This is a genomic window from Austwickia chelonae (genome assembly GCF_003391095.1).
Lineage (GTDB): Bacteria > Actinomycetota > Actinomycetes > Actinomycetales > Dermatophilaceae > Austwickia > Austwickia chelonae_A.
In genome coordinates, this window is sequence record NZ_CP031447.1 from 3135588 (window position 1) to 3159684 (window position 24097).

Below are 24097 nucleotides of genomic sequence, written 5' to 3' on the forward strand. Positions count from 1 at the left end.
GGGCGTACGGGCTCTGGCATCGACCTCGACGGTCGTATGCCGGGGCCTGTCATTCGTCCGGCGCGGAGCCGATGGGGGTCTCGGCGCGTTCCACGTGCGGTGTTCCGATCGCGTACTGAGCCACAGCGACCACCATCGCGATGACGCCGGTGCACATGAGCACCGTGCCCGGGGTGTCATAGGCACCGAGCATGCCTTCGTAGCGTCCGAGCACGAAACGGAGGAATGCCCCGGCAGTGAGGAGCAGCAGACCCAAGCCCATGCGGTGAGCGTAACCGCGCCGCCGGCCGAGAGCCCGGTCGGCAGCGCGGCGGTGTGGGTCAGTCGCGCTGCAGGTCGCTGGTGTGGATCTTCACTCCGGCGGGCAGCGCCGGGAGGAACTGCTCGTCGATCTGTTGGAAGTTCACCGAGCGGGCAGAGATGTCCTGCGGCAGTTTGCTCACCTTGTGCGTCTTGACCTTCGCGGCCTCGGTGATCGCTTTCATCTCCACCGGAGATTTCTCACCGATGCCGAAGGAGTAGTCGGCGGAGCCGGTGAGCGCCTTGGTCAGGAAGTCTCCGACGACTTGGGCGTTCTGCCCGCGCATGTCCTTCTTCGGCAGCAGTTTGCCGTCAGCGCAGCCGGGGGTCTTCACCGGGCGGACGAGGCCGATCTTGTGCGAGTCCAATCCGCCGACCAGTCCGGCGTGCGTGGTGTGCCCTGAGGTTCCGAAGACGATCGGAGCGTTCGGGGCGTATTTTCCTGCCTCGGCGGCGTACTTGGCGACACCGGAGATCTTTGCCTGTTCGTCGCATTCTCCACCCAGGTACATGATCGGGGTGGTGGCCTTGGTCGTCCGCAAGGAGGGCTGGACGACCGGTTGCAGTGCGACGGCGGCTTTCAGCCCGGGCAGGGCACCCCGGTTCCACTGCTCAGCGGCCCAGGTGGCACCGCTGCCGTGTCCCACCAGTGCCACCCGGGACAGGTCGAGGCGGCCCTTGACCGAAGCGGGCAGCTTGATGCCGTGTTCCTTGCCCGCGTCGAGGTCTTTCAGCAACCGGAGGTGTTCATCGACCAGCAGGCTCTGTGCCTTGTCCCGGTCGATCGACCCGGTCCACAGGGCGTCCTTGGTGGAGACGTCGATCGCGACGGTGGCGATCCCCCGGTCGGCGAGATGCTTTGCCAGGTAAGCGAACCCGGCTTCATGTCGGACGTGGTCGGCTCCGGAGGAGAAGCCGTTGCGTTCGGAGGGTTTCTTGGTGCCGCAGGCTTCAGGCCAGGCGACCGTGTTGGCGTCCTGGGCGATCTGCTGACCGTGCCCGTACCAGACGCAGTTGGCGTAGGAGCCGTGCACGATGACGGCGACCGGGTGTTTCCCTGGAGCCTTGGGCACGGTGAGCACTCCGTCGAATCGGCTTAGCGCAGCATTGTCCTTCGCCGTCCGTCCGGCTTTGATCATCCCCGGTTTGAAGGAGTAGGCCACCATCTGCGAATCGCCTTCCTTGAGCGGTTCGGTGGCGGCCGAGGCCGGGACGGTGATGAGCCCTGCGCCGAGCACTGCGGCTGCGACAGCTGCACATAACCGGATCTGCATAGAGAAGCACTCCCTTTACGGTCTGCCGGAGGCGCCATCGCCTCCGTGGCATGTTCACGGGACTTACGCCCGCGTATTGCCTCTACGCGCAACGGAATCCAAGAGTTCCCTACGAAATGTCATATATCTGGTGGGGTGATGGGTCGCCGCTGGTCGCCGCACGGTCAGCCCCTGGTTCGTCGCCTGTCTGAACCCTCAGGCTCGCTTCCTCTGACGGTGCGGGGATGACCACACCGAGAACGAAGCATCCCCGGCCTCACCTGACAGAAGAACGGCTACGGCGTCGCCACCAGAAAATGCCACCACCCACCGCAGCCAAAGCCACGGCCACACCCCCTGCGACCCTCAACTTCTTCCACAACTCCGCCGACCGCGCTTTCTCAGCTTCCTCAGCCTCCCAAGCTTCGCGGTCTTCGATAAAGTTATTCGTCGGTTTATACGACGGATCCCACTCACCCATTGACTCCACGTCTGGCGGACGATTAATCGCACCATTCCCATACTTCAACTTCCCCAACGGGTTCTCCTTACCCCCCGCCGGGACATCCGCCGTCACCGCCGCATACGCATCCACCACACCCCACCCACACTTCTCATCCGGCACCGCACCATCACCATTCCGCTTCGCCGTCGCCAACACCCGACGAATCACCTGACCCGCATTCAGCTCCGGATACTTCGACCGCACCGCAGCCACCACCCCCGACACCACCGCCGTCGCCCCCGACGTACCACCACCCGTCTTCACATAACCACCACTCGGCGACGCACCAGGAATCGGCGTCTTCTGATTCACCGAATACGGCCCACAAAGAGCATTCCCCTGACCATTGACCAGACCCTCCCTCTTCTTAATCCCCCGATTCGATTCCGGATCCAACTGCAGATCCGCCATCACCCCACCCACCTGTAAAACCCCAAAAGCATCTCTCCACTCACCCCCATAAGTCAGCCCACTATTCCCCGCACCAACCACCACCACAACGTCTTTCTCCTGCGCCTCGATCAACGCCCGCGTTTTATCATTATTCAAGCCGCCAGCCTGGGAAATATTGATGACTTTCGCGCCCTGTGCCACGCAATAACTAATCGACTTCGCCATAATGTTCTGAGGCGTCGATAAACCCACCACGGAAGACACCGACATGATCGTCGCATCCGGCGCCGCTCCGATAATCCCCTGCGAACGCCCCGGACCAGAACCCCGACCCGCGATATAACCCACCATCGACGTCCCATGCTCCGTATTCGGCTTCAACCCATCCGGAGCACCCTTACCCGAAAAATCAGCACCCCCCTCAAAACGGATCCCCACCAAATCCTGATGCGTCGCATCCACCCCCGAATCAATCACACACACCTTCACCCCAGCCCCGCTCGACACCTGCACCGAACGATCCACCCCCAAACCAGGAATCCACCACGACAACTCCCGCGCCAAACCCCGCTTCGCCGCAGCAGCCTGCCGATCATCCACCGGCGAAGCCACCACCCCAGCAGCCGGAGAGGCCCCCGCAGCAGCCGCCACCGGAGCACACACCACCCCCACCGCAAGCACACCAACACACCACACACGACCACCACGGAAACCCATCACACCCACCCAACACCCACGCCCACCCCGCCAAACAGACAAAGAGGCACCCTCAAAAACAGAAAGTCACACCCAAAATCACTGAGCAGAAGAACGGCTACGACGACGCCACCAGAAAATGCCACCACCCACCACAGCCAAAACCACGGCCACACCCCCTGCAACCCTCAACTTCTTCCACAACTCCACCGACCGCGCCTTCTCAGCCTTCTCAGCCTCCGCAGCTTCGCGGTCTTCAATAGTGTTACTCGTCGGCTTATACGACCGATCCCACTCACCCATCGACTCCACATGCGACGGACGATTAATCGCACCATTCCCATACTTCAACTTCCCCAACGGGTTCTCCTTACTCCCCGCCGGGACATCCGCCGTCACCGCCGCATACGCATCCACCACACCCCACCCACACTTCTCATCCGGCACCGCACCGTCACTAGTCCGCTTCGCCGTCGCCAACACCCGACGAATCACCTGACCCGCCGAAAGCTCCGGATACTTCGACCGCACCGCAGCCACCACCCCCGACACCACCGCCGTCGCCCCCGACGTACCACCACCCGACTTCACATAACCACCACTCGGCGACACCCCCGGAATCGGCGTCTTCTGATTCACCGAAAAAGGCCCACAAAGAGCATTCCCCTGACCATAAACAAACCCCTCCCTCTTCTGTACCCCCCGATTCGATTCCGGATCCAACTGCAAATCAGCCATCACCCCACCCACCTGCAAAGCACCAAAAGCCTCTCTCCATGCACCCCCATCAGTCCTCCCGCTGTTCCCCGCACCAACCACCACCACAACGTCTTTCTCCTGCGCCTCAATCAACGCCCGCGCCTTATCAAGACTCAACCCGCCAGCCTGGGAAATATTGATGACTTTCGCGCCCTGGGCCACGCAATAACTAATCGCCTTCGCCATAATGTTCTGAGGCGTCGACAAACCCACCACAGAAGACACCGACATGATCGTCGCATCCGGAGCCGCTCCGATAATCCCCTGCGAACGCCCCGGACCAGAACCCCGACCAGCGATATAACCCACCATCGACGTCCCATGCTCGGTATTCGGTTTCAATCCATCCGGCGACCCCTTACCCGAGAAATCAGCGCCTCCCTCAAAACGGATCCCCACCAAATCCTGATGCGTCGCATCCACCCCTGAATCAATCACACACACCTTCACCCCAGCCCCGCTCGACACCTGCACCGAACGATCCACCCCCAAACCAGGAATCCACCACGACCGCTCCCGCACCAACCGCCGCTTCTCCTCCGGCGACAACGGCTCCGCCAACTTCGACTCCACCACCGGCGAAGCCACCACTCCGGCACCCGAAACCCCACCAGTCGGGTACGTCCCCGCAGCAGCCATCACCGGCGCACATGCCACCCCCACCACCAGCACACCAACACACCACACACGACCACCACGAACAAACATCACACCCACCCAACGCCCACGCCCACCCCGCCAAACAGACAAAGAGGCACCCTCAAAAACAGAAAGTCACGCCCAAAATCATTGGGCAGAAGAACGGCGGCGTCGCCACCAGAAAATGCCACCACCCACCGCAGCCAAAACCACGGCCACGCCCCCTACGACCCTCAACTGCTTACGCAACTCCACCGACCGCGCTTTCTCAGCCTTCTCAGCCTCCCAAGCGGCGCGCTCTTCAAGTCGGTTACTCGTCGGCTTATACGACCGATCCCACTCACCCATCGACTCCACATGCTCTGGACGATGAAGAGCTTTATCCCCAAAACGCAGCTTCCCCAACGGGTTCTCCTTACCCCCTGCCGGGACATCCGCCGTCACCGCCGCATACGCATCCACCACACCCCACCCACACTTCTCATCCGGCACCGGACCAGACCCATCCCGCTTCGCCGTCGCCAACACCCGACGAATCACCTGACCCGCCGAAAGCTCCGGATACTTCGACCGCACCGCAGCCACCACCCCCGACACCACCGCCGTCGCCGCTGAAGTACCACCACCCGTCTTCACATAACCCCCACTCGGCGACGCACCAGGAATCGGCACCCCCGACTTCACCGAATACGGCCCACAGAGAGCATTCCCTTGACCGTTAATAAACCCTTCCATCTTCCTAATTCCCCGATTCGATTTCGGATCCATCTGCAAATCCGCCATCACCCCACCCACCTGCAACACCCCAAAAGTATGTTCCCAAGCACCTCCGTCGATGCCCTGCTCATTACCTGCCCCCGCGACCACGACCACGTCTTTCTCCTGAGCCTCAATCAACGCGCGCGCTTTAGCATCGTTCGCAGAACCAGCTTGGGAAATATTGATGACTTTCGCACCCTGAGCAGCGCAATAACTAATCGCCTTCGCCATCACCTCAGGGGGCGTCGATAAACCCACCACGGAAGACACCGACATGATCGTCGCATCCGGCGCCGCCCCAATAATCCCCTGCGAACGCCCCGGACCAGAACCCCGACCAGCGATATAACCCACCATCGACGTCCCATGCTCCGTATTCGGTTTCAACCCATCCGGAGCACCCTTACCCGAAAAATCAGCGCCCCCCTCAAAACGGATCCCCACCAAATCCTGATGCGTCGCATCCACCCCCGAATCAATCACACACACCTTCACCCCAGCCCCGCTCGACACCTGCACCGAACGATCCACCCCCAAACCAGGAATCCACCACGACCGCTCCCGCACCAACCGCCGCTTCTCCTCCGGCGACAACGGCTCCGCCAACTTCAGCTCCACCACCGACGAAGCCACCACTCCGGCACCCGAAACCCCACCAGCCGGAGACACCCCCGCAGCAGCCGCCACCGGCGCACACACCACCCCCACCACCAGCACACCAACACACCACACACGACCACCACGAAAAACCATCACACCCACCAAGAGAACAAAAAGCAGCCAGCAACGCCGATAGAAGAACTGATCCTTAACTGACTATCCCTACTTGTCGAATTCCTCTTTCCAGTCAAAGGACTTCATCGTCTGCTGATCCACCGCGGCTTTGGACAACCCAGCCCGTCCTTGAGACTCGGCCTGCACATACGCCGTATGCGACTCCACCAAACCGTGCAATACCCGCTTCACCATCTCATCAAGCCTCTCAACGTTCTTCTCTAAAGATCCAGCCGCATAGTGCGCTTTCTGCCAGCCTTCTACCGCGCCTGCAAGTTGCCCGCCAGGCTTCGCGGCTTCCACTTTAGCTTTCGCCGCTGTTGCTTCTTCCTTCGCCGCTTTCAATTTCTCATGCAAGGCGTACAACTCGCTGTACGTTTTCTGATACGAGTCGAGTTCCACCTGAAATCCAGCGCTCCGCACCCCTTCAATATTCGGGCGCGACCACAACTCAATGCTCGGAAATTCCTCCATAGAACTTTTCTCCGCCATCACCCACACGTCCTTTCCCGACACGCTCCACCAACCAACCCGACCACACCCAACTCACTCATCACCCAACACCGGCGGAGCCACCAACTCCGTATCCCCCCACACCTCATCCGACGCCACCAAAAACTCCGGACGAGCACGCAACCCCCGATCACGCTCACCACCAGACCCACCACCCAACGGCACACCACCCTGACCAGCACCCCCACGACCACCCACCGAACCCACACCACCAGCACCACCAGTGCCACCAGGCCCAGCCCCAAAACCACCAGACCCACCCGCACCACGAGCCCAACCACCAGCACCACCGCCAGCGCTACCCGCACCCCCAGCGCTACCGCCGACACCACCAGAACCACCAACCCCACGGGCCCAACCACCACTACCAGCACTACCGCCAGCACCTACCCCCGCACCACCGGCACCACGAGCCCAACCACCCCCAGCACCAACACCACCGGCACCACCAGGCACACCCGGCCGCACCCCACCCGGACCACCCGGCACCACCCCACCAGGCGGGAAACCACCACCAGGCGGCAACACCCCCACACCACCAGGAACCCCACCAGCACCACCCGGCAACCCACCACCAGGCGGCAACACCCCCACACCACCAGGACCCCCAGGACCACCCGGCACAAAACCACCCGGACCACCCGGCACCCCACCCGGAGGCAGCGGCAACACCCCCACCGGAGCAAACACACCCCCACCACCAGAACCACCCGGCACACCCGGGCCACTCCCACCCGGACCACCAGGCACCCCAGAACCACCGCCACCCGGCAACCCCGGAACTACACCCCCACCACCAGAACCACCCGGAACCCCAGGAACAACACCCCCACCTGGAGAACCCCCACCCGGGCCACCCGGCCACACACCAACCCCCGAACCACCCGACCGAACAGGCCCAACCCCAAGCCCACTCCCCGGCATCCAATCCGACGCCGGACCCCCAGCACCCGTCAACGACTCCGGCGGCTCCTCTGACTCGTGAGTAGGTAACTCAGTCCAAGCCACGCCCCCCACACGGTCCCCCTGTTCCCGTGCGACCCGGTCCATCTCCTTCACCTTGGCGAGCAAGGCCTCCCGTGCTTCTTCTTCCTCTTGCCGCGCCCACCAATAGGACACCGAAGCCCGCACCCGAGGGATCACCCCCGTAGGCCTCTCGTAAGTCGCTTCCGGCGCCGGCAGCCCGGCGACCTCCCCCTGGTAACGCTCCATCGTCTGCCGGAAATCACCCACAGCGCCGCCGGCCGTCCCTGACGACGACGCCACCCCGCGCCCTGACGACGAGGTCTCCACCGTCCGCGACATCGCCGCCGCAGCAGCCTCCCCGCTCCACCCCGAACCAGACAGGCTCGCCAGCTTCTCCTGGAACTCCGCCGACAACCGGTCCACCTCAGCAGACGCCTTCTTGAAAGCGTCCACCGCGACAGCCATCTCCTCAGGACGCACACTCGCCGCCACGGCCTTCAACTCCGCCGAGCGCATCCCCTCGTACGCACCTTCACGAACACCACTCACCACGAACCACTCCTTCGTCCACTGCAATACACCGACATCAGACCACCCCGACCGTCATCACAGCCTCGACAGAGCCACCCCCAGCACACGCGCCAGAACAGCCGTCGACACCGGTTCCACCGTCACCCCGCTGTCATCACCCCACCGGACCACCCCGCCATCAGGCGCCGCGAAGAAATCACCCGACACCGGGCTCATCATCCGTTGCCCACCGATCTCACGACCCGCGCCCACAAAACCCCGGATCACCGAACGCGACGCCAGATCATCCATCCGCGCCTCGACGCCAGCAGGCATGCCCGCCGCAGCAGCAGCACGCGCACGGGCTCTCTCCGAAAGCCCGGCCTCCGCGGCCTGAGCCATCGCCATGACACCCTCCTGCGGCACGAACACCCGCGGCAGCGGCGCACCCAACATCGGAGGCAACGAACCAGCCACCGCCGCAGTCACCTGCGACCACGGCACCATCGACAACCGGACAGCCTCGAAAGACTCCTCCACCACCACTGCGTCATTGCCCCGCACGATGCCCGCCGTGACCCGACGCGACTCGACAGCGTCCTTCTCGCCCAGCACGGTATAGGCGAAGGCCGCCGACTCCGGGGCCCGCATCACCCACAACAAACCGTCCAACCGGCGGATCATCGCCGACGACCACAGCCTGCGCCGCAAAGCCACCTCCGGGTCGAAGGCCCGGCCCAGCCCCTCTCGTACCGGGCGGGCAGGGCCCACCTTAAACGGGAAAGGCAGATGCACCCCGTTGTCCCACAAGAAGGACGCGAACTCCTCGCGGGTCAATGACTCAGACACCGCACACCCCGATCACTCATGCGGCACCGCCGCCTGCCAAGACCTTCGACACCCCGTCAGGGCCCGCGATCACACCGCCGGCACCTGAGATGTCATAGACGTCCTTACCGATCCGTACCGCGAACTGCGCCACCTCCAAGGCCGTCGCACACGCCGACATCACCTCGGTGAGACGCACCAACAAGGCCACGACCCTGGCGACCTTCGCCGCCGCGAAGGCCGTACCGATCGCGCACTGCACAGCGCACGCAGCCTGCGCCGCCGCCACACTCGCACCCGCCGTGACCACGGCAGCACCCGCACCGATCGCCTGCGTGGCGATACACCACTTCACGACCTGCACGATGATGCCCTTGACCAGGTCCTCGGCAGCAGACATGAGGTCGGCGCTGCCGTCCAAAGCCGTCGCCGCCGTGTCACACATCTGGGACACCTGCTCGCAGGCCTGGGCCATCCGGTCCGTCGCCGCACCGCAAGCATCCGCGGCCGCACCCATCCACTCGGCAGACGCGGCTTTGAACGCATCCTTGGACTCGTCCTTCACCGCGCGGAGTTCTGTCGCCGCGGCCCGCCACTGAGCAGAACACGCCGTCAACGCCGCCGGGTTTCCCGTGACCATCTGAAGCAGCTGCTTCAAAGGTGCGACCAGCTCCAGGATCAGATCCAGACCGTAAGCGATGATCGAGCCCAGCGGGTCAGCCACAAAACCCGCGGCCTCACCGACGAAAGAACCGATGTCCCCCATCAGCGGAGACAAGATCATCGTCAGCTCAGCCGCCGTCTGAACCCCCGACCCAGGGGTGCCCAGCCCTGCCGCTGCCGCAGCCCGAGTCATAGCCTCTTCCCGATCTGGCGCAATGCCACTACGACCTTCCGGTCCTGCTCCTCATAACTCTGGGCGCTGGCCCGGCAGGACTCACTCAGCCGAGTGGCATAGTCAGCGATCTGCCCCAAAGACTTGTCCGCGCCCTGGTTCATCCGCTGGTAGTGGCTCTCCACGAAGAGACCCACGACACCCCACGCCTGGCCGGGAACCGCTGCCGAGCGCGGCTTCGACTGAGCTGACGACACCTTCGACGAGACCTGGGCGAAGCTGCTCCCCAAGGTCCGCACGGCCTCCGGCGAAACCCTGAACTCACCACTCATGACTCGTCCTCGTCGTCGAACCAGTCGACGCCGCCCCTACGCCGGTCCTTCGGCGGAACGGCCCGCCCCGAAGGAGCGCCGCCCGGAGGACGGGGAGCCGCCTGCGGCTGGGAAGGCTGCGGCGGCTCCGGGTCCGCCTTCTTCTCCTTGCGCTGGTGGTAGTCGTTCTCGAAGGCCTCCGCGAGGCCGGTCGGGAAGCCGCCGCTGGCAATCGCACCGGCATCGAACCCCGTCAGATAAGGAGACACGGCTTCTTGCATCAGCGCAGACATCGATGTGGTGGCCTCCTTGATCGCCGCCATCACCGCGCTCTCGACCGCGCTCGGAGACTTACGGAGAATCTCCTCCGAGAACCGAATGCCGACGATATTGGCTCCAGAAGCCATCTCCACCCGCACGCCGCCACACGGAGAGCTACCGGTCACCTTGGCCTGGCTCACCTGCTCACGGATGTTGTCGTACTGTTCACGCCATCCTTCGGCGACCGCAGTGATCTCGTCGATCTCCGGGGTCATCCCAAAGCGTTCTTGTTCTCGTCCGTTCATCGACGCCTGGTCTCCTCGAAGTCGTCGTCATCGTCGTCGAACACCCACCGTGACGTCGACGAAGCAGGTAGTGGTTTGTGACCGGTCATCAGGAAACGTTGGCGTTGGACTTCTCGGCCCAAGGACTCCTGCACCTCCGTCATTGCTTTCGAGCTCTCCTCCGCGAGGCGTTGCCTCTGCTCTTCCCGTTGCCGGGCTGCTTCACGTTCACGTTCACGAGCCGCCTCGTGAGCCCTCTCGTCCTCAGCGGCGATCGCTGCCAGCTCGGCTTGCAACCGGTCCAGACTCGACGCGCCCATCAGCCGACCACCGGCCCTTTCCGTTCCCAGATCTGTTCTTCATCGGGATCGACGACAGGTTCTTCCTTGGCGGCATAGCGACGTTTGATCTCCGCCTGCTGCCCTGCGCCACCGCCAAGCCCGCCCATCGGCGGCATCATCGGCATGCCCATCCCTCCCGGGCCGCGTTGCCCGCCGGCAGCTTCCCCACTTCCTGCGACAGGTGACCCGCCAGGGGTCGGCCCGCCAGCAGGCTGCGATGTCAACGACCCGAACTGGGAAGGGCCTGCCAGAGAAGGTTTCTCAGGATGTCCAGCGACGCCTGCGCCAGACCCGCCGCCAACGGCACCGCCGCCACCGGGCAGGCCGCCACCGGGCAGGCCGCCACCGGGCAGGCCGCCGCCGGGTAGGCCGCCACCGGGAACAACCGGGTCAGGAAGCTTCGGCAGGCTCCCCGCCCCCGGAGATCCGCCGAGGCCCCCACCTGCGACCGGGCTGCAGCCCGCGCCACCGCCCACCGAGGTCGGCAGCTGCCCCGGCACGCCAGGCAAGGTGCCCACCACTGGCGCCTGACCGCGAGGAAATTCATCCGTCCGTAAAGAGCCCTTCGGTGGCAACGTGGTTTTCGGTTTCTCCCCGTCACCGCCGGGGCAACCGTCCACCCCGCTGGGCACGACCGGCGACGGCATCTTCGGAATATCAGCAGGGGCACCAGCCCCGCCGGGAACCGTCGGCGAGGGCATCTTCGGCAAGGTCACCCCGGGCCTGCCATCGCCAGTACCCCCGGTTCCCGGAGTACCGGCCTCACCGGGCAGGGTCTGCACCGGTGTTCTCGACTTGTCACCGGCGTCACCGCCGGGGCAGCCGCCCACCCCGCTGGGCACGACCGGCGACGGCATCTTCGGCACACCACCAGGAGCACCGGTCCCGCCGGGAACCGTCGGCGACGGCATCGTCGGCGTCGGCATCTTCGGTACGCCGCCCGGCTTACCGCCCCCTGCACCGCCTGCACTGCCTGCGCCCCCTGCACTGCCTGCGCCCCCTGCGCCTCCGCCAGAGCCATTACCTCCGCCGGATCCTCCGGGCACCGTCGGTGAAGGGGCCTTCGGCGCTCCGCCAGGCTTCCCGGGAGCACGACCTGCCGGGGGTGTCTTCGGTGCCCCTCCCGGTTTGCGAGGCCCACCAGGAATGCCCGGGGAGGAGGGACCGCCACCGGATTTCACCGGCGGGAAAGGATTCGTGAATGATGTCAGAGCGGTCGACACCTTTGAATAAGACTCGTTAACAGACTTCTCGCATTGGCGGACCGCATTTTCGAAGCTCTCCTGCCGAGACTTGACAGTCTTCAGAAGCTGTTCGCTGGTCCAGGTCTTACTAGCCTGAATCGCCTTCTCCCGGAGCTCGGACTCCATTTTATCTTTAGCTGCACCAAATGCAGCAGGGTCCGACTTGATAGTCGCAAGTATTCTGCCACTCTCCTTGACCCAGAAGTCGAGAGCAGATTTATTTCCGCTGATACTGTGCAGCACCCACAGGTGGTCATTTGCGCCACCCTTACCCTGGGATATCTCCACAATCTTCTTAGCTTGCGCCCCATTCATCCCAGAGATGGTTCCGCCACCCCACAGGTCAGCGACAACCTCCGCCTTACGACCAACGAATGACTGCAGATTCCGCCCGGTGTCTTCGAGCCCAGATCCAGCATTCTTCATAGCGTCGGAAGTGCTGCTCGAGTAACCTTGGGTCCTGCTCGACGACGCCGAAAAGCTGTCTGCAGCACGCCCGTTCCAACTGCCAAGAATTTGTCCGGTCGCGTTTTTCGTCCCGTCGACGTAACCGGAGACGACGGCGCCGGAAGATCGGTACTTCTCACCCTCAGAGTAGACGGCACCGAAGTCCATCCCTCGCTCCCACCAGAGCTTCTTACGCATCTCTGGGACATCGAGCTTTCCGCCACCCGCAGCGGAATAGGCGTCATCGAACTCCGTGAAAAACTGCAGCGCCGGCTCCACAGAGGCCAGCATCGTGTCAGCCTTCCCTGTCACCGCCCCGGTCTTGCCCTGACGAAGAGCGTCTTGGATATCCTTCTTGCTCTTGTCAAGCTTGGATGTCAGATCTTTACGACGCTCGTCTCCATCTTTACCCATACCCGCGGGAGTGTTCTTCTCCCACCACTCCCGAGCACGAGCGGCCGCGCCTTCGCCCACACCTTTGATCTGATCGAAGGTATCTTTCGCATCTTTGAGATTTTCTATCCCATCTTTTAAGCGCTTGCCGATACCTTCCTTATCTTTTGCATCAGCAGCATCCGCATCCTTCTTATCCTTATTTGATTTCTTTTTGGCCGCCTCTGCCGCATCATTTGCCTCTTTAGCAGTTTTCTTTGCTTTTTCTGAAATCTGCTCAGCCTCTTTAGCCTTCGCTCGGGCCTCTTCTATACTTTTCGCAGATTTACCTGCATTATCTTCGGCCTTTTTTGCATACTCTTTGGCATCTTCAGCAGCTTTCACTGCAGTTTTTTCAGCTTCCTTGGCCTTATCGGCTGCAGAGCTCGCCTCATCAGCCGACTTCTTCGCCTCATCAGCTGATTTTTTCGTGTTTGCAGGCGGAGTTTTCGTGTCCGCAGGCGGGGTCTTCGTGTCCGCAGGCGGGGTCTTCGTGTCCGCAGGCGGAGTTTTCGTGTCCGCAGGCGGGGTCTTCGCCGCAGGAGGCTCCGGCTGATTCGTCTTCTTTCTGCGACCGCTGATCAGGTCCCAGATACTGCCGGCTGTGCTCCTCTTTTTCCTCCGACTTAAAGTTGAACTGCTAATAAGCTCGTCAGACACGGCTACTCCTTGAAACCCGATCCATCAGATATCAGCTCTTCGCCGCGCTCTGCAGATTCGATGCAGCAGTCTCATCCGTCGACTGGTACGCCGCAGCAGACTTCAGAATGCTCGATGACGTTGCATCCAGGGTCTTCCCCATATCGCCTACCGCAGAGCCGATTTCCAGCAGACCTGCTCGAATCTGAGCCCCGTACCGGGCGTAATGCTCCCCGATGTTTCCGCCGGTGATACCAGGTTCAGCAAGGCGCTGAGCCTCTTTAGACGTCGCTTGACCCGCGTCCTGAAAGGACCGTGCGCCCTTCCGCATAGCGTCATAAGTCGCCTTGACCGACCCGCCCGACATGCCCTTACACCTCTGCTCTCAACACGAACCATTCAAGACCCGGTGCCCCGAACACCGCGTATCTCCCGGGACATACCGAAGAGCACAGTGCTCTCCCCAACCGAAGAAAAACCACCGCTGGGTCGGTGCGACATCACGAAGTCGCACCGACCTAGCAGCACCACTCAGAAACGGCCGATGTTCGCCCGCTCGGTCGACTGGTAACCCTCGTTCGCCTGTGCCACGGCATTACCGATGGCGGCCAGCACCGCGTTGAGGTCGGCAGCAGCCTGGTCCCACTGACGCTGCTTCTCGTTGTAGTTGGTGGCAGCCTCACCCGTCCACGTGGAAACCATCGGAGCCAACATGCTCTTCAGGTCGCTCAGCTGCGCGTTCATCTGGTTTACCGTGGCGGTGACCCGCTGATGCGTGCCCGCGAGCCCACCGAAGTTCACACCGATCTCAGACATACTGAAACCTCCCATTTCTTCATGAAGTAACGTCTTGAAAGTGATCGCCGAACGGCGAATCACATGTTGAGGCCGGAACCAGCAGAACGGACGGCCTGATCGCTCGCCTCTTCCTGCGCCTGGTAGGCCCGGCCCGAAGCAGCGATCTGCTCAGAAATACCCTGGAGAGCCTGGCTCAACTTGCCCGCATCTGCATCCCAACGCTGCATCAGCTGCTGGAAAGTCGTTGCCGCCGAACCCTTCCAGTGACCGCTCACTCCGGCGATCTCGCCACGCAGCGAAGACAACTGGGCCTGAATGGCGCTGTTGACCTCATCGACCTTCGCCGAAGCCGACCGCATCTGGTCGGTCTGTGTCTGGAAACCCGACATGACACATCCTTTTGTCTCGTGTGATCGAGGCCCGAAGCCTCGCGACGCGCCCCCGTCACGGCGGCAAGTGCGATGCTATGTGACAGGTGTACAGTTCGGGGCTCGAAATCATCGATTTATTCCGTCGCGACTGACGGACGAACAGCCTCACGAAGAGGCAAAAAACCCATCTCGGACACTCGTCCCCAGCGACCGACCTGCGTTGGAAAAATCTTGCGCAAATTCTCGTTCGGCGACGGCACCCTCAACCGGCGGCTCGGGGGCGCTGCCCCAAGCAAGCGGGCCCGCAAACCGGCATCTCCGCCGATCCGGGCCCGCCACTTCGCCCCCACGCGTCAAGGACGCGCCAGATGCACCACTTCCACACCTCCGCGACGAGTCACCAAGTGACCACGCCCCGGCGGCAGACCCGGAACCGGTTTCGCCGTCCCCAGCAAAGCGCCTTCCTCACGGCTACCCCCACCGACGAAGCCCGGCGTCGCCAGATCCCGAAGACGCTGAATCATCGGATCGAACAACGCCCGGCCCGCACCACCGGTACGCCGCACCAGCACCACGTGCAACCCGATGTCCTTCGCCTGCGGCAACAACTCGACCAACACCGACAACGGATTCTCCATCGTCGCCACCAGGTCGTAGTCGTCGATCAGGATGAACACCTCCGGACCTGACCACCAGCTCCTCTCCCGGAGCTGCCGAGCCGTCACCTCAGGCCCAGGAAGACGCCCGCGCAGCAAAGCTGCCAGATCCGTCACCAAACCGCGCAACGTCTGCGCATTCGAGGCATAACCGGCCAAATACTCCGGCGGCACATGGTCGAGCATCGTCCGTCGATAATCGACCACCAACATCCGCATGTCGTCCGACGAACGCGTCGCCATCAGGCCCGAAGCCACCACCTTCAAGAAAGACGACTTGCCGCCCTCCCCGTCGGCGAACATCAAGAAGTGCGCATCCGCATCGAAGTTCAACAGGACCGGGGCCAAGGCCTCTTCGCCCACACCCACCGGGATCGCACCCGAAGCCCAAGCCTCCTCCGACACCCTGGCGTACAGCTCGTCGATCGACAGATCGTCGGGCAGCATCCGCACCGGCGGAGCCGACGGACCCGTCCAGGCCGCCGACACCCGCTCGGCCAGATTAGCGAAACCGACCTGCACATTCGCCGGATCGCCCACGCCGTCGATCCTCGGCAGAGCCGACAAGAAATACCGCTTGAACGGCGTCAAACCCTGGCCAGGTCGCTCCTGCGGGACGCCCTGAGCCACCTTCCGGTCGATCTCGGACTCCATCGGATCACCCAGACGCAACTCCAAACGCGCCCCGATGACATCCTTCAACGCCGGCCGGATCTCCGCCCACCGACCCGTCGACAGGATCACGTGCACGCCGTACGTCAAACCCTGCGTCGCGATATAGGTGACCTTCGACTCCAGATCCTCGAAGTCCTGGCGGAAAACACCCCACCCGTCGATCACCAGGAAGATGTCACCGAACGGGTCCTCGATCCCCTCAGGACGCTGCGCCCGATACTGCGCCATCGACTCCACGCCCTCGTCCCGGAAGAGCTGCTCCCGGAAGGTGATGATCGCCGCGACCTCAGCCACCGTCCGACGCACCGCATCCGGATCACGATGCGCCACCCCACCCACATGCGGCAGCACAGCCGTCGAAGCCAACGAACCACCACCGAAATCGATGACGTAGAACTGCACCTGCCGAGGCGTATGGGTCAACGACAACGTCGCGATCAACGACCGCAACACCGTGCTCTTACCGCTACGCGGACCACCCACCACAGCCATGTGACCGGCACTCCCGGAGAAGTCCACCATCAACGGATCACGCCGCTGCTCGTACGGCATGTCCACCACACCGAGCAGAGCACGCAGAGTCCCCAGACCGGCCCAGCCCCCAGGCACCAGACCCAACGCCGGATCCTCCGCCAACGGCGGCAACAACATGTCCAAGGTCGGCGGCTCGTCCAGAGGCTTCAGCCACACCTCGTGCGCCAGATCGCCCTGACCGGCCAACCTGCCCACCACCACGTCCAGCACCGACTGGGTGTCGTCCGTCACCACCTCGACGACCGGGGCCTCCTCCACCGGAACCGCCAACGGAGCCGAACCCACCGCATCGGAGACAAAGGTCATCGGAGCCAGATCGCCCATCACCGCACGGGCCTCCTCCCGCTCCCGATGCCCCGTGTACGGACCGGAGACGTACGCCGCCTTGAAGCGCACCATCGTCGTCGTGTCGAACTTCAAATACCCCGAGCCAGGCACCGGCGGAAGCTCGTAGGCGTCCGCCACTCCCAGCACCGTCCGCGACTCCGCCGCCGAGAAGGTCTTCAAACCGATCCGATACGACAAGTGACTGTCCAGACCGCGCAGCCGCCCCTCCTCCAACCGCTGACTGGACAACAGCAGATGCACGCCGAGGCTACGACCCAACCGGCCGATCGCCACGAACAACTCAGCGAAATCAGGCTTCTGCGAAAGCATCTCCGAGAACTCATCGCAGATCACCAGAAGTGAGGGCAGCGGTGGCAACGGAACCCCCCGCGAGCGCGCCTTCTCGTAATCGCGGATGTTCGCGTAATTGCCCGAGTCGCGTAGCAGCTCCTGTCGACGGTTCATCTCACCGGACAAGGCGTCGTACATACGGTCGACCATCGCCAGGTCGTCGGCCAGGTTCGTGATCACTGCCGCCGTATGGGGTAGGTCCTGCAGCCCGGCGAAAGTCGCACCACCCTTGAAGTCGATCAGGACGAAGTTCAGCGCCTCCGGCGGGTGTGTGACGGCCAGTGCGACGACGAGTGTGCGCAACAGCTCGGATTTACCCGAACCGGTTGCTCCGATGACCAGGCCGTGCGGGCCCATGCCGCCTTGTGCGGATTCCTTCAGGTCGAGCTCGACCGTCTCTCCGCCGACACCGACACCGATCGGCACCCGCAGCATGTCTCGGTTCGACCGAGTGCGCCACACCGTGGCGGCCTCGATCAGTGCGGGGTTGCCCACTCCGAGCATGTCGACCAGTTCTGTCGACCCCACCAGCGCGTCATCGCCTTCCTGCGCTCGCGAGTCGCTCAGCCGGTACGCCGCCAGGGCGCGGGCCGTCATCATGGCCTGTTCCGCCGACATGCCGTCGACCGAGCCCAGCCATTCCATGCCTTCTCGGCTGCGGGCGCCCAGTCGGCCGTCCTCCAGTGACAAGGCCAGCGCGCGCCGGGCGACGCCGCCGACCAGGGATCCTGACAGGTCGATCAGGGTGACGCCGGACAGGCCGGTGGTCACGAAAGCGCCTTCGTTCAAGGTGACGTGGCCGCCGTCGATGACGATCACGACGTGGCGGGATTCTCCGTCCGGTTCTTCTCTGCGGGAGAAGCGTGCGCGGGAGGAGAGTTCCTCGGAGAGCCATTCGTCGATCTCTCCCAAGGAGGAGGCCACCATCCGCAGTGATCCGACGCCGTCGCTCAGGGTCGGGTGTTGGTTGTGCGGTAGCCATTTCAGCCAGTCCCAGGCTGCTCGTCCGCTGCCGTCGACGGCAGCGGCCACCACCAGGGAGTCCGGGCCGTGGAAGGTCGCCAGTTGCAGGATCATGGCCCGGGCGAGGGCTCGTGCGTCTTCTTGTTCTCCTGCGATCGTGACGGCGGGGAAGGATCGGAGCCGGACGGCGATCGGCAGGTCCTGGACCAGTGAATGGCTGCGGACGAAGCGGCGTAGGGCTACTGCGCCGATGGGGTCCAGTTCTTCGACCAGCCCGGTCTGTGGGGTTCGTAGGCGCTGTGCCAGACGCTGGGTTCCGACGCCGACGCGAATTACCAAGGCGTCCTCGTCGAACAGGCGGCGTTCCCACATCCGGCGGCCGCCGACGTAGCACCACAGCAGGTCGGGGTGCGGATGTGACCACATCAGCGCCGTCCACTGCGCGTGCCTGATCCGTTCGACCCGGTCACGTTGCAGGTCCAGGTATGCCAGGTAGTCGTGTCGGTCGACGTTCAGCTGGACCTTGTCCTTGTTCTGAGCCAGACTCGAGGCGAACATGCCCAGGGTCATCATCAGCATCATCGAACCCATCATGAGTGAACCCGTGTTCACCCCGCCGACCACGATGAAGCCCACGACCATGAGGATCATCGCCACCGGCAGCAGATAGGTCATGATGTTGGCCGGCGCAGCCCGGGGGATCTCCGGTGGTGGCTCCAGATGCAGCTCACCCGACGGTGGCTCCGGCGGCATGATGCGCGCTCGACGGGAAAAGATACGCGTGCTCATTGCTTACCTTCCGGTCAACCATCAGCGCGAACAGACGTTTGCCATAATGCCAGGAGCTTCGCGTCGCGGTTCACAGGGAGATGACTATGGCGGCAGCCGCACAGGTCCAGTCACGAGTCACCGTGGTCGCGCCACGTACCCGGGTCGACATGGCATTGCCACTCGACCTGACCATCGGTGAACTCCTGCCCTTCGTCCTCGACATGGTCGGTGAACGAGACGCTGCCGGGATGGAACACGACGGCTGGTGTCTCGCCCTCGACGACGGCTCCCGGCTCGACATGGCACACACACTGCGTTCCCTCGACATCCTCGACGGGACACTGCTCCGCCTCGTCCCCCGTGGCGTCGCCGAGCCACCGCCGATCTACGACGACGTCGTCGACGTCATCGCCCGCACCGTCCGCGACCGGCACGATCGACGCACCCTCCGGTCGGTCACCGGCGCAGCGATCAGCGGCACCATGCTGCTCATCGCCGGCATCGTCCTCTTCCACAGCACCAGCCAGTTCGGCAACGAACTGATGGCTCTGGGCACCGTCGCCGCGATCATCGCCGCCGCCACCGCCATCGAACGCGTCGGCGAACACCTCCTCGCCGGCACCCTGGCCGTAGCCGGTGGCGGACATGTCATCCTGGCCGGGCTGCTCATCATCCCCGGCGAACCCGGATTCCCCGGTCTCCTGCTGGGATTCATGTTCAGCATCGTCTACGCCCTGTCGATGAGAGCGCTCGTCCCCAGCGCGACCGTTCCGCTCACCGCGATCGGCATCTCCGGGTTGATCGGCGCAGGCGGTTCACTCGTCGGCGTCCTCGTCCCCGCCACCGCAGGGCAGATCGCCAGCGGAACCGGCTGCATCGCCGTGGCCGTGCTCACCATGCTGCCGTGGATCGTGGTCCGGCTGGCCCGCCTGCCCATGCCGGTCGTCCCGCGCAGCGCCACCGAACTCGGCGAAACCGATCACGGCCTCGACGTCACCGACGCGATGCAACGAGCCGAGATGGCCTCCACCTACCACACCGGAATGGTCATCGGCTGCACCGTCACAGCGGGGGTCAGCGTCGCCACGTTGATCCACTCCGGCAACCTCGTCAGCAGCATCCTGGCCGCCGTGATCGTCGCGATCATGCTGATGCGCATCCGCCGTATGGACCACCGAGACACCAAACTCGCCATCGTCATCACCATGCTCATCGGCTCTGTGCTGGGCGTCGGCAGCATCCTGTCCGTCAACCCCGGCCTTGCCGGAGCACCCCTCTTCCTCGGCTTCTTCCTCATCGCCGCCGGCGCCGTCGCCACCACGATGCTCCCGCAGACCAACATCAACCCGTTGACCGCCAGAGCCCTCGACATCGGTGAGAGCCTGCTCATCGTCAGTCTCGTCCCCCTGGCCGTCGGGGCCGCGAACCTCTACTCCGTCGTCCGACACCTGTGAACACCACCCCATCTCCTGCTGTGAAGAAAACGCCTCACCCGCAGCCCCTGCGCCAACGGCTCCGCCGCCCCCTGCTGTGCGCGGTCACCGCCATGACCGCCCTCACCGGGCTGGCCGTCCCCCTCCTCCCCGGCACCGCCCATGCCGAAGGCGGATACCGCCAGACCCGGCGCTGCCTCTCCGAAGGGCCGTCCCCAGCCACCGTCACCCGCGGAGTCTCCTGGGCCCAGCAACAACTCCGCTACTCCGAACTCTGGACCCTGGCCACCGGCAAAGGCGTGACCGTCGCCGTCATCGACACCGGGATCAACCCCGGCCCCGCCTTCGGCAACCGCCTCGTCGGCGGCGGCGACCTGATCATCCCCGGCGAACGCGGTCTACGGGACTGCGACGGCCATGGCACCCTCGTCGCCGGCATCATCGGCGGATCCGTCGACCTGGAAACCGGTTTCGCCGGAGTAGCGCCAGAAGCCACCATCCTGTCGATCCGTCAGGCCAGCCTCTCCTACGCCCCGGTGCAACAGACCGGCCGCCAAACCGCCGGGACCACCCAGTCCCTCGGCACCGCCATCGACATGGCCGTCGCCCAAGGGGCCAAAGTGATCAACATCTCCGAAGCCGAATGCGGCATCGCCGGCACGGTCAGCGACCCCAAGCTGACGGCCTCGGTCCAGGCCGCTCTGGCCAAGGACGTGGTCATCGTCGCCGCCGCCGGCAACCTGAGCGGCGGCCCGTGCCAGACGCAGAACACTCCAGGAAAAATCCCGGTGACCTCGGCCACCCCGGCAGAGATCCCCGGAGTCATCGCCGTCGGCGCCGTCGACCCGAAAGGAATCGCCGCGCCTTTCTCACTGGCCGGACCCTGGGTCGGCATCGCCGCCCCAGGCGTCAACATCATCTCCACCAACCCCTTCCCGGGCGGTGCCCGCCAAGTCGACGCCATGCTCAGCAGCAACGGCCCGCAACAGATCCAAGGCACCAGCTTCTCCGCGCCCTATGTCGCCGGAGTAGCCGCCCTCATCCGAGAACGCCACCCTCACCTCACTGCTCGCCAAGTGGCCGATCGGATCCTGGACAGCGCAGTCGGCGGAAGCAATCACGCCGTCGGCCGGGGGATCATCGACCCGCGGGGGGCACTGACCGCAGTACGCCCCCAGGAGGGCGAGGCAGGCAAACGGATCTCCAAAGCTGCCACGACCATGCCTGCGATGCCCCCATCGAAGGCGGCACCTCCAGGCCGCGCACCAGCGCTCTGGTCCGCCGCAGCGATCGTGTCCCTGCTCACCGTGTGGGTGATCTCCATCGCGGTCCGTCGCCGACGGTCCACCGACTGAACCAGCCGATCCCGCCCTCGGATCGATCAGCGACCGTTGACCGAGCCGAGGCAGCGCCATTCGACGTCGGTCAGCCGAATTCGCACCAGCCGAGCCACCGTCCGGGTCGCCACGAGAACCTCGTCGTCGTGCAGGGCCAGGAAGACCGAGGACATCGCTTCAGGAAGTCGGAGGGTCTGCAAGATCAAGTCGACGTCACCGACACCTTCACGGCCGATCGCAATCAAGTCCATGGCGTCGAACAACGTCTGCGCAGAAGGCTCCACCTGGCTCACGACATGCACGGACGTGTGCCAAGGACTCCGGCTGATATGGCCTTCGCCACTTCCGCGGATGTGATCGAAGACCGTCAACAGCGCGCCTTGGGCCCCGGTCACAGCCGGAAGCGCCCCAGCAGGGTAAACCGTCATGAAAGGCTGTTCGCCCCCCACCTGGGCGGCAAGCATCTGCCAGGGCGCGGGACGATCCGTCGCCACCATCACCTCGGCCCCGGATGCTGCAGCGCGCAGACACAACGCCGTTGCCAGAGAAGCGGCACCGACAAAGGCGAATCTCGTCGGTGCCGGCCCGCACAGATGCACCGTCAGCGGAGATCCAGTGGTCGTCTCCCCGAAGCCACCCATCGCCGCCAAGGGGATCTGCAGATCCTTCAAAGCGCCGTCGGAAGCCCGAAAGGTCGGCATCACACGTCGCCCCACGGTTTTCATGCGCACGCCCCTGGTCCCATCGTCGCCAACAAAGCCATCCTCTGATGTCCGCTCAACGGGCGAAGAGTCACACCGGCCTCCTGCGCCACCGACACCACGGCCTCCGTCGACTCCTCCAGATCGGCCATGCTCTGGGCCGTGACCCTGACCAGGAGCACCACGTCGGCGCCTTCACCAGGACGGCCGAGCTGGACGTCCAAGGAGGTCACCACGGCGTGCGCGGACACGCCCAGCACCGGGGTGATGTCCGACCCCGGCTTCCACGAGGTAGCGGCCAGCACACGGTGGTGTGTCATGTCGGAAACCACACATCCACGTGATTCCGTCCATGCGGTCAACGCATCGGCCGTCCGTACCGGTTCCATCGCCAAATGGCCCACCGTCTGCAGCAGGTCAGCGCGCTCCAGGACATCCACCTGCACGGAAGGCGCCGCCAGAGCCGTCCTGGCCACATCGGTCATCACGGTCAGCAGCCGAGAGATCCCCGGAGCTCCACCGCCACGAACTGCCACCGCGTCCTTCGCCTGCTGCGGATCCACCGACAGGAAAACGACGGCCTCCCGGGAAGAACGCAACCCCCATCCGTCCTTGGCTCGGAGCTCATCGGCGAGCGCGGCCAACATCGGCGGCAACGCCGAGTTCCCCTGGCCCGACGTGTACTGCACCACGCGGATACCCATGGAGGGGACGTCGAGAGCAGCGAGTTGCTCGCACGTCCGGTGCAGTGACACCGTGCGCACCCCGGATTCGACCAGGACGCCGTCGAAGGAACGGACACGGATCGCGACTCCCCACCGTCCCGCATGCCGGAAGGCTCCGAACTGCCGCCCCATCCGGTCGGTGACCGAGAAGACCGCCAGATCGTGATCGAACAGGACATCGAGGTCAGCCGGGACCGTGATGTCTCCCCAGCCCGGCTCGTCGTCGTCAGGTTCCAGGTCGTCGACGTCCAGCTCCTCCTCGGGGAGTTCCTCCTCCACCACGGAGAAGCTCCTGGTCCGGGAGCGGAAGGACAGGATCCTCGCCGTGCGGGCCCAGACGGTGCCGCCTCGGCCGATGGGGAAGGACAGCAGGCCCAGCAGGATCAGGAGCCCGCCGCCCAGGGCTCGCGCCCACGGATAGGGGACGAAAACAGCGATCATCACCCCTGCAGCCAGCAGCTCCAGGCTGACGACAGCACCCACCGGGACCGGCCCGAAGGTCAGGTCTCCCCCTTGACGGCGGATGTGCGAAACGCTCTCCTGCGGACGCGCTCGGCCCGTCCGACGCCCGTCGCGTGCCGGCTTGGCCGTGGCGCGGGACGGCTTCCCGCCGGGCGTCCGACGACGTCCCGGCTTACGCCCATCACGTTGCCCGCCGCCTGCGTCGCCGCGACGGCCGTCGGCTGCGATCTCCAACATCACTGCCCTCGCATCCCGCGACCCTGTCCTTCACGGACACCAGGACGACAGCTGTCCGCCGACCCGC

21 protein-coding genes are annotated in these 24097 nt (G+C 64.2%); 2 read left to right on the forward strand and 19 right to left on the reverse strand.

What is annotated here, in order from left to right; translation table 11 throughout:
* Positions 1 to 49 precede the first annotated feature (49 nt).
* From DX923_RS13775 to eccCa, 17 genes are all read right to left on the reverse strand, one after another.
* Positions 50 to 262 carry a hypothetical protein gene (locus DX923_RS13775; RefSeq protein ID WP_116115685.1) on the reverse strand — a complete coding sequence of 71 codons (213 nt, stop codon included), beginning with the start codon at positions 260 to 262 and terminating at the stop codon, positions 50 to 52.
* Between the two features lie 58 nt (positions 263 to 320).
* Positions 321 to 1574, reverse strand: coding sequence for a dienelactone hydrolase family protein (locus DX923_RS13780; protein ID WP_116115686.1), 1254 nt, complete (start codon positions 1572 to 1574; stop codon positions 321 to 323).
* A 256-nt stretch (positions 1575 to 1830) separates the two neighbouring features.
* A complete protein-coding gene (locus tag DX923_RS13785; protein ID WP_162873003.1) occupies positions 1831 to 3066 on the reverse strand; it encodes a S8 family serine peptidase in 1236 nt (411 codons plus the stop codon).
* Positions 3067 to 3246: 180 nt separating this feature from the next.
* Complete coding sequence (locus DX923_RS13790) at positions 3247 to 4593, reverse strand: S8 family serine peptidase (RefSeq protein WP_162873004.1); 1347 nt, start codon at positions 4591 to 4593, stop codon at positions 3247 to 3249.
* 99 nt (positions 4594 to 4692) lie between these two features.
* Positions 4693 to 6036 carry a S8 family serine peptidase gene (locus DX923_RS13795; RefSeq protein WP_162873005.1) on the reverse strand — a complete coding sequence of 448 codons (1344 nt, stop codon included), beginning with the start codon at positions 6034 to 6036 and terminating at the stop codon, positions 4693 to 4695.
* A gap of 90 nt (positions 6037 to 6126) precedes the next feature.
* Complete coding sequence (locus DX923_RS13800) at positions 6127 to 6579, reverse strand: hypothetical protein (RefSeq protein WP_162873006.1); 453 nt, start codon at positions 6577 to 6579, stop codon at positions 6127 to 6129.
* Positions 6580 to 6624: 45 nt separating this feature from the next.
* Positions 6625 to 8106: a WXG100 family type VII secretion target gene (locus DX923_RS16975; RefSeq protein ID WP_162873007.1), complete on the reverse strand. Its 1482-nt coding sequence runs from the start codon at positions 8104 to 8106 to the stop codon at positions 6625 to 6627.
* A gap of 57 nt (positions 8107 to 8163) precedes the next feature.
* Positions 8164 to 8916 carry a hypothetical protein gene (locus tag DX923_RS13815; protein ID WP_116115693.1) on the reverse strand — a complete coding sequence of 251 codons (753 nt, stop codon included), beginning with the start codon at positions 8914 to 8916 and terminating at the stop codon, positions 8164 to 8166.
* Positions 8917 to 8932: 16 nt separating this feature from the next.
* Entirely contained in the window at positions 8933 to 9751 is an 819-nt protein-coding gene (locus tag DX923_RS13820) for a WXG100 family type VII secretion target (RefSeq protein ID WP_116115694.1), read from the reverse strand.
* A complete protein-coding gene (locus DX923_RS13825) occupies positions 9748 to 10062 on the reverse strand; it encodes a type VII secretion target (protein ID WP_116115695.1) in 315 nt (104 codons plus the stop codon). The genes DX923_RS13820 and DX923_RS13825 overlap by 4 nt, the downstream gene beginning before the upstream one ends.
* Entirely contained in the window at positions 10059 to 10607 is a 549-nt protein-coding gene (locus DX923_RS13830; protein WP_116115696.1) for a YbaB/EbfC family nucleoid-associated protein, read from the reverse strand. Before DX923_RS13830 ends, DX923_RS13825 begins: the two co-directional genes overlap by 4 nt.
* The gene (locus tag DX923_RS13835) at positions 10604 to 10906 is read right to left on the reverse strand and encodes a hypothetical protein (RefSeq protein WP_116115697.1); all 303 of its coding nucleotides are present in this window, start codon (positions 10904 to 10906) and stop codon (positions 10604 to 10606) included. Before DX923_RS13835 ends, DX923_RS13830 begins: the two co-directional genes overlap by 4 nt.
* The gene (locus DX923_RS16980; RefSeq protein WP_162873008.1) at positions 10906 to 13710 is read right to left on the reverse strand and encodes a cell envelope integrity protein TolA; all 2805 of its coding nucleotides are present in this window, start codon (positions 13708 to 13710) and stop codon (positions 10906 to 10908) included. The genes DX923_RS13835 and DX923_RS16980 overlap by 1 nt, the downstream gene beginning before the upstream one ends.
* 31 nt (positions 13711 to 13741) lie before the next feature.
* A complete protein-coding gene (locus DX923_RS13850) occupies positions 13742 to 14056 on the reverse strand; it encodes a hypothetical protein (RefSeq protein ID WP_116115700.1) in 315 nt (104 codons plus the stop codon).
* A 164-nt stretch (positions 14057 to 14220) separates the two neighbouring features.
* Positions 14221 to 14505: a WXG100 family type VII secretion target gene (locus DX923_RS13855; RefSeq protein ID WP_116116351.1), complete on the reverse strand. Its 285-nt coding sequence runs from the start codon at positions 14503 to 14505 to the stop codon at positions 14221 to 14223.
* 59 nt (positions 14506 to 14564) lie between these two features.
* Positions 14565 to 14876 (reverse strand): WXG100 family type VII secretion target, encoded by a 312-nt coding sequence (locus tag DX923_RS13860; RefSeq protein ID WP_116115701.1) that lies wholly within the window; start codon positions 14874 to 14876, stop codon positions 14565 to 14567.
* Between the two features lie 335 nt (positions 14877 to 15211).
* Positions 15212 to 19153 (reverse strand): type VII secretion protein EccCa, encoded by a 3942-nt coding sequence (eccCa, locus tag DX923_RS13865; protein WP_116115702.1) that lies wholly within the window; start codon positions 19151 to 19153, stop codon positions 15212 to 15214.
* 86 nt (positions 19154 to 19239) lie between these two features.
* On the opposite strand from eccCa, the gene eccD reads away from it, so the two are divergent.
* Together eccD and mycP are read left to right on the forward strand one after the other, a co-directional pair.
* The gene (gene eccD / locus DX923_RS13870) at positions 19240 to 20589 is read left to right on the forward strand and encodes a type VII secretion integral membrane protein EccD (protein WP_162873009.1); all 1350 of its coding nucleotides are present in this window, start codon (positions 19240 to 19242) and stop codon (positions 20587 to 20589) included.
* A 20-nt stretch (positions 20590 to 20609) separates the two neighbouring features.
* Positions 20610 to 21923, forward strand: coding sequence for a type VII secretion-associated serine protease mycosin (gene mycP, locus DX923_RS13875; RefSeq protein WP_162873010.1), 1314 nt, complete (start codon positions 20610 to 20612; stop codon positions 21921 to 21923).
* A gap of 26 nt (positions 21924 to 21949) precedes the next feature.
* On the opposite strand, the gene DX923_RS13880 is transcribed toward mycP, so the two are convergent.
* Together DX923_RS13880 and DX923_RS13885 are read right to left on the reverse strand one after the other, a co-directional pair.
* Positions 21950 to 22630, reverse strand: a complete 681-nt coding sequence (locus DX923_RS13880) for a hypothetical protein (protein ID WP_162873011.1) — start codon at positions 22628 to 22630, stop codon at positions 21950 to 21952.
* Positions 22627 to 24030 carry a type VII secretion protein EccE gene (locus DX923_RS13885; protein WP_116115706.1) on the reverse strand — a complete coding sequence of 468 codons (1404 nt, stop codon included), beginning with the start codon at positions 24028 to 24030 and terminating at the stop codon, positions 22627 to 22629. The genes DX923_RS13880 and DX923_RS13885 overlap by 4 nt, the downstream gene beginning before the upstream one ends.
* Positions 24031 to 24097 lie beyond the last annotated feature (67 nt).

Bases quoted from the DNA above. Each gene is read 5' to 3' on its own strand.
- eccCa (WP_116115702.1), bottom strand. From the start codon at position 19,153: ATGAGCACGCGTATCTTTTCCCGTCGAGCGCGCATCATGCCGCCGGAG.
- DX923_RS13880 (WP_162873011.1), bottom strand. From the start codon at position 22,630: ATGAAAACCGTGGGGCGACGTGTGATGCCGACCTTTCGGGCTTCCGAC.
- DX923_RS13835 (WP_116115697.1), bottom strand. From the start codon at position 10,906: ATGGGCGCGTCGAGTCTGGACCGGTTGCAAGCCGAGCTGGCAGCGATC.
- DX923_RS13855 (WP_116116351.1), bottom strand. From the start codon at position 14,505: ATGTCTGAGATCGGTGTGAACTTCGGTGGGCTCGCGGGCACGCATCAG.
- DX923_RS13830 (WP_116115696.1), bottom strand. From the start codon at position 10,607: ATGAACGGACGAGAACAAGAACGCTTTGGGATGACCCCGGAGATCGAC.
- DX923_RS13780 (WP_116115686.1), bottom strand. From the start codon at position 1,574: ATGCAGATCCGGTTATGTGCAGCTGTCGCAGCCGCAGTGCTCGGCGCA.
- DX923_RS13885 (WP_116115706.1), bottom strand. From the start codon at position 24,030: ATGTTGGAGATCGCAGCCGACGGCCGTCGCGGCGACGCAGGCGGCGGG.
- DX923_RS13820 (WP_116115694.1), bottom strand. From the start codon at position 9,751: ATGACTCGGGCTGCGGCAGCGGCAGGGCTGGGCACCCCTGGGTCGGGG.
- DX923_RS13860 (WP_116115701.1), bottom strand. From the start codon at position 14,876: ATGTCGGGTTTCCAGACACAGACCGACCAGATGCGGTCGGCTTCGGCG.
- eccD (WP_162873009.1), top strand. From the start codon at position 19,240: ATGGCGGCAGCCGCACAGGTCCAGTCACGAGTCACCGTGGTCGCGCCA.
- DX923_RS13850 (WP_116115700.1), bottom strand. From the start codon at position 14,056: ATGTCGGGCGGGTCGGTCAAGGCGACTTATGACGCTATGCGGAAGGGC.
- DX923_RS13775 (WP_116115685.1), bottom strand. From the start codon at position 262: ATGGGCTTGGGTCTGCTGCTCCTCACTGCCGGGGCATTCCTCCGTTTC.
- DX923_RS13825 (WP_116115695.1), bottom strand. From the start codon at position 10,062: ATGAGTGGTGAGTTCAGGGTTTCGCCGGAGGCCGTGCGGACCTTGGGG.